The organism is Frankia sp. CcMO1 (assembly GCF_977945845.1).
Map to the genome: position 1 here is coordinate 1 of NZ_CDWTMG010000295.1, position 5170 is coordinate 5170.

Here is a 5170-nt window from a genome sequence, read left to right on the forward strand (position 1 = left end):
GTCCGGCACGGCCCGGGGCCGCGGCGGCACGAAGTCCGACACGTCGTCCGACACGACCCGGGGCCGCGGCGGCACGAAGTCCGCCGGCCGCCCCTCGGGAAGCTGGCCCGGCCGGGCCAGGCCAGTCGGGTCGATGCCCAAGTAGCCCAGTACGACGTCACGTTGCGCCGCGACCAGTTCCCGGGTGGTCCGCAGGAACTCCAGCACCACGGCGTCCACCGATCCGTCACCTCCAAGTTCGGCCAGTCCGGCGGGCCCCGCCGCCGGGTCGTCGGTCGTCTCGCTGTGGTCGGTCACGCCGGTGCGGTCGAACGGGAGGGGCGGCGTCACGGTGTCCTCGACGAACCCGCGCACGCCGACGATCTCGGGCACGCCGACGATCTCGGGCACGGAGGCGATCTCGGGCACGGAGGCGACCCCGGGCACGGAGGCGACCCCGGGTGAAGTCGTCCGCGCCGTCAGCCGGGTCGGCGGCCGCAGCCCACCGGGAAGGAACCGGCCGTCGGGCGTGCGCACGTAGGCCCCATCGATGAGCCAGCCGGGACGGCGCGGCAGGTCCGTCGCGCTGACCACCCGGGCGTCGCGGCCGGTAAACAGCGCGGAGGGGTCGAGCTCGACGCCGACGGCGGCGAGCTCGGCGAGGGCCAGCAGCAACCGGCGCAGCCCCGGCTCGCCGGCGACGTCGGTGGCCACCACCCGGTGCGGTCGACCGGCCAGAATCCTGCCGACGAGCTGCGCCAGGACGCGGCCGGGCCCGGCCTCGACGAAGGTCCGCACCCCCGCGGCGTACATCGCCTCGATCTGCTCGACGAACCTGACCGGCGCCGCCACCTGGCCGGCGAGCATCGCCCGCACCTCGTCCGGGCTGCCGGGGTAGGGCCCGGCGGTCGTGTTGGACCAGACCGGCAGGGTCGGCGCCTCGACCTCGACCTCATCGAGCCGGGCGGCCAGCGCCGTCGCCGCTCCCGCCACCACCGGGCTGTGGAAGGCGCACGCGACCGGGATCGGCTTGGCGCTGATGCCGGCCCGGCCGAGAGCCGCCACGGCGGCGGCAACGGCGTCCGTCGGCCCGGAGATCACGCTCTGCCGCGGGGCGTTGTGGTTGGCCACGACGACCCGGCCCGGTCCGGCCTCCCCACCCGCACCGGCCCCGTCGAGCGCGGCGCGGACCTGCTCGACCGACGCGGAGACCGCCGCCATCGTGCCCGGGTCGTCGCCAGCGGCCGCCAGGATCGCCGCGGCACGGGCCTCGCTCAGGCCGATGAGGTCCCGCCGGTCCAGTACCCCGGCGGCGCACAGCGCGACCAGTTCGCCGTAGGAGTGCCCGGCAACGTGGTCCGGGCGCACCCCGAGACTGGTCAGCAGGTCGTGAACGGCAAGCCCGGCGAGCCCCAGCGTCGGCTGGGCCGCGCGGGTGTCAGTAATCGCGGCTGCCTGGGCGGCCTTCTGCTCCCGGGAGAAGGCCGCCGGCGGGAACATCGTGTCTGCCCACCGGGGAGCGAGGTCCAGCACGGACCGCAGCCGTGGGAAGGCGATGAACAGGTCGGCGAGCATGCCGGGCCGCTGACTGCCCTGGCCGGGGAAGAGGAACGCGGTGGCACCCGGATCCGCGTCCTGGTCCCGGGCGAACAGGCCCGCCCGAGGGTTCGACGCGAACGTGCGCGCCTGGTCGATGGCGGCGGGCAGCGCGTCGAGGTCGTCGGCGACGAACGCGAGCTGGACCGGGCCGCCGCGTTCCGCGCAGACGGTGGAGGCGAGGTCACGCAGGCGGAACGGCCGTCCGGCCGCGTCGTTCGCGGCGATCAGCCCGGCCAGCCGGTTCAGCGCCCGGGTGGCCGCCGCCCGGTCGGTGCCGCGGACGACGAACAACTCCGCGGGCCAGCGGTCGAGGCCGTGGGCGGGCTCGGGTCCGCCGTCATAGGCGGACAGCACGACGTGGAAGTTGGTGCCGCCGAATCCGAAGGCCGACACACCGGCGTGGCGCCGCTCGGCCGGGGCGACCCACGGCTTGGCGACGCCGTCGAAGTAGAACGGGCTGGTCTCGGCGTCCCAATAGGTGTTCGGCGTGTCGATGTGCAGGGTCGGCGGCCGCACCCCGGTCTCGACGGCCTTGGCCATCTTGATCAGACCGGCCAGGCCCGCCGCGCACTTCGCGTGTGCCCGATCTGCGACTTCACCGAACCCACCGCGCACTGGCCCGGTGTCGCACCGTGGTTGGTGAAGACCTCGGTGAGGGTGGCGAGCTCGGTGCGGTCCCCCACGACCGTTCCGGTCGCGTGCGCCTCCAGCAGACCGATCTCGCTGGGCGAGATCCCCGCCCGCCCGTAGGCCCGTTCCAGGGAGAGCACCTGGCCGGCCTTGCGCGGCGCGGTCAGCCCCAGGGCCCGCCCGTCGGAGGAACCGGCGACGGCCCGGATGACGGCATGGATCCGGTCGCCGTCCCGTTCGGCGTCCGCGAGCCGCTTGAGCACGATGACAGCCACCCCCTCGCCAAGGCTGGTGCCGTCGGCGCCCGCGTCGAAGCTGCGGCACCGCCCGCCCGGAGACAGCGCATGGACAGAGGAGAACAGCAGGAAGTCGTGGGCGCCCGCGTGAGTGTCCACGCCGCCGCACAGCACCATGTCCGAGGTGCCCGCGACGAGCTCCTTGCAGGCGGCGTCAAGGGCGGCGAGCGACGACGCGCAGGCCGCGTCCACGGTGAAGTTCACCCCGCCGAGGTCCAGCCGGTTGGCGACCCGGCCGGCGATGACGTTCCCGAGCATGCCCGGGAACGAGTCCTCGTCCAACTCCGGCAGGAACTCCTCCAGCTCGGCCGGCAGGTCCCCGAGCAGCGCCGGCCACAGGGAGCGGAAGCTGTAGGCACCGGAGAGATCCGTCCCGGCCTCCGTGCCGAAGACCACCGATGTGCGGGAGCGGTCGAACGCCCGGCCCTCGCCGACGGTCTTCTGGCCCACCTCCTTCTGGCCCACGTCGTACCCGGCGCCGCGCAGCGCGCGGGCGGCGACCTCCAGCGCGAGGAGCTGGCTGGTCTCGATGCTGCGCAGCGACTTCGGCGGGATGCCATAGGCCAGCGCGTCGAACGGCACCTGCGGGAGGAAACCGCCCCATCTCGACGGAGTCCTGCGGCCGGCGTCCCTGAGCACCGCGTCCGGGTGGTAGTAGACCTCGGCGTCCCAGCGATCGGCCGGGACCTCGCGGATAGCGTCGTTGCCGGCGACGATGTTCGCCCAGAAGCTGGCCAGGTCCGGGGCATCCGGGAAGATCGCGGACATCCCGACGATCGCGATGTCGAGCGTCCGGGCGCCCGGACGCTCGGGCGCGCCGCGATCCGGTCGGCGGACCGCAGCTCGGCGGGTCGCAGCTCGGCGGCCCGGGCGGCGAGCCCGGCCGTGGCCTGCGCGGTGACCTCGTCATGCAGCTCGGCGATGCTCGTCCGCCGCGAACGCAGGGCGGCGGCCTGCCCGATCATGTACATGCCCTCCCGGGCCTGGGCCGCGGGATCGACCGTGACGACCTCGCTGCCCTCACGGCGCAGGCCCTTACTCGCGACCCGCAGCCGGCCGAGGTTGAGCGCCTCGAGCTCCTCCCACATCTGCTGGCGGGAGTGGCCGGCGGCGATCAGCTCACGGCGACGGCCCAGAAAGGTGTGGACGTACGCGGACTCCACGCACCGGGTGGCGTGACCGGGAGAGGTCTCGAGCAGCACGGTGCGCTTACAGTCGAGAGCGGCCTGCTGGAAACCCGGCAGGATCGCCCCGGACGCGACGGCCTCGGCGGTGAACAGGTACGCGGTGCCCATCAGCACGCCAACGCTCGCGCCCCGCTCTGCGAGCGGCCCGGCCGCCGCGGCGACCATCGCAGCGGAACGGGCGTCGTGCACGCCCCCGGCGAACAGCAGATGCAGGCCCGCGAAGAAGTCCGGACCGGCCTGATCGGTCGCGCCGAACTCCAGCAGGCCGGCGATCTGCGCCTCCCACAGCGGGAAGCTCGCCCGCGGCCCGACGTGCCCGCCGCACTCACGCCCCTCGAAGACGAACTTGCGCGCGCCGTCGGCCAGGAAGCGGTTCAGCAGCCCCGGGGACGGGACGTGCAGGAACGTGTCAATGCCGGCGGCCTCCAGCGGGGCCGCCTGTGCCGGGCGACCTCCGGTGACGATCGCGCAGGGAGGACGCACGTCATGCACAGCGGCGAGTTGGGCGGCCCGCAGCGGTGCCGGGGCGAACCCGAGGACCCCGACTCCCCAGGGCGCGTCCCCGAGCAGGTCCGCGGTCTCCTCCAGCAGGGCGCGGCTGTCCTCGCCGCTCATCAGCGCCAGGGCGAGGAAGGGCAGCCCGCCCTCATCGGCGACGGCACGGGCGAACGCCGCCCGGTCGCTGACCCGCGTCATCGGTCCCTGCGCGACCGGGTGGCGCAGGCCGCGGGCAGCGGCGAAGGGCGCACCGGGGGCGAGGGGACGGGTACGGGTACGGGTGGCGGCGGCGATGCCCTCGCGGATGCCCTGGCGCACGGCCCGTACGACACCGCCCGCGGTCACGTGGCGGTCGGCGAGATCGGCGGCGAACGCTCCGTCCTGGCCGGCCGGGAGGAACTGGTTACGCAGATCACGCGCACCCAGCCGGCACGGGATCGCCGTGGCGTCGCCCGCCATAGCGGCGACAGGAAGATCGGGACGGGTGTACACCCGGTAGCCGGCGAGGAGGGTGGTCTCGCTACCGTCCATCGCGCGGACCGCCGCCGCGACCTGTGCCGGCAGCTCCATCTCACGCACCAGGGCGAGCTGGGAGTCCAGGACCACACCGGCCGCGCCGCCGGCCACCGCGGCCGCCGCGGTGGCCGGACCGATCCCGCCAGCGGCGAACACGGGCAGCGGCGCGCCCTCGGTGGTGACGAACGCCTGCGCGAGCAGATGTTGCAGGAGGGTGAAGGTGGTGAGGTCGCCTACGGGCCCCCGGACTCGTTGCCTCGCGCGATCAGCCCCTCGGCCCCCGCCGCCACCGCGTCGCACGCCTGCGCGACCGAGGTGACCTCCGCCCAGACCCGGCGCCGCGCCTCTCCACGCGGCCCGCTCGCCTGCAACCGGCTCGTCAGCGCGCCGATGTCCCAGCGGCTCCCCGGACCCGGCCCGGCGTCCGCCCACGCGACGGGGCCGGATCGGGGATCCGGACCGGAC

General features: G+C 74.8%; 1 pseudogene. It reads right to left on the reverse strand.

Annotated features, from left to right (window positions below):
- Positions 1–5170 (reverse strand): annotated as a pseudogene (locus AC08OU_RS22365) (beta-ketoacyl synthase N-terminal-like domain-containing protein); the annotation flags it as partial.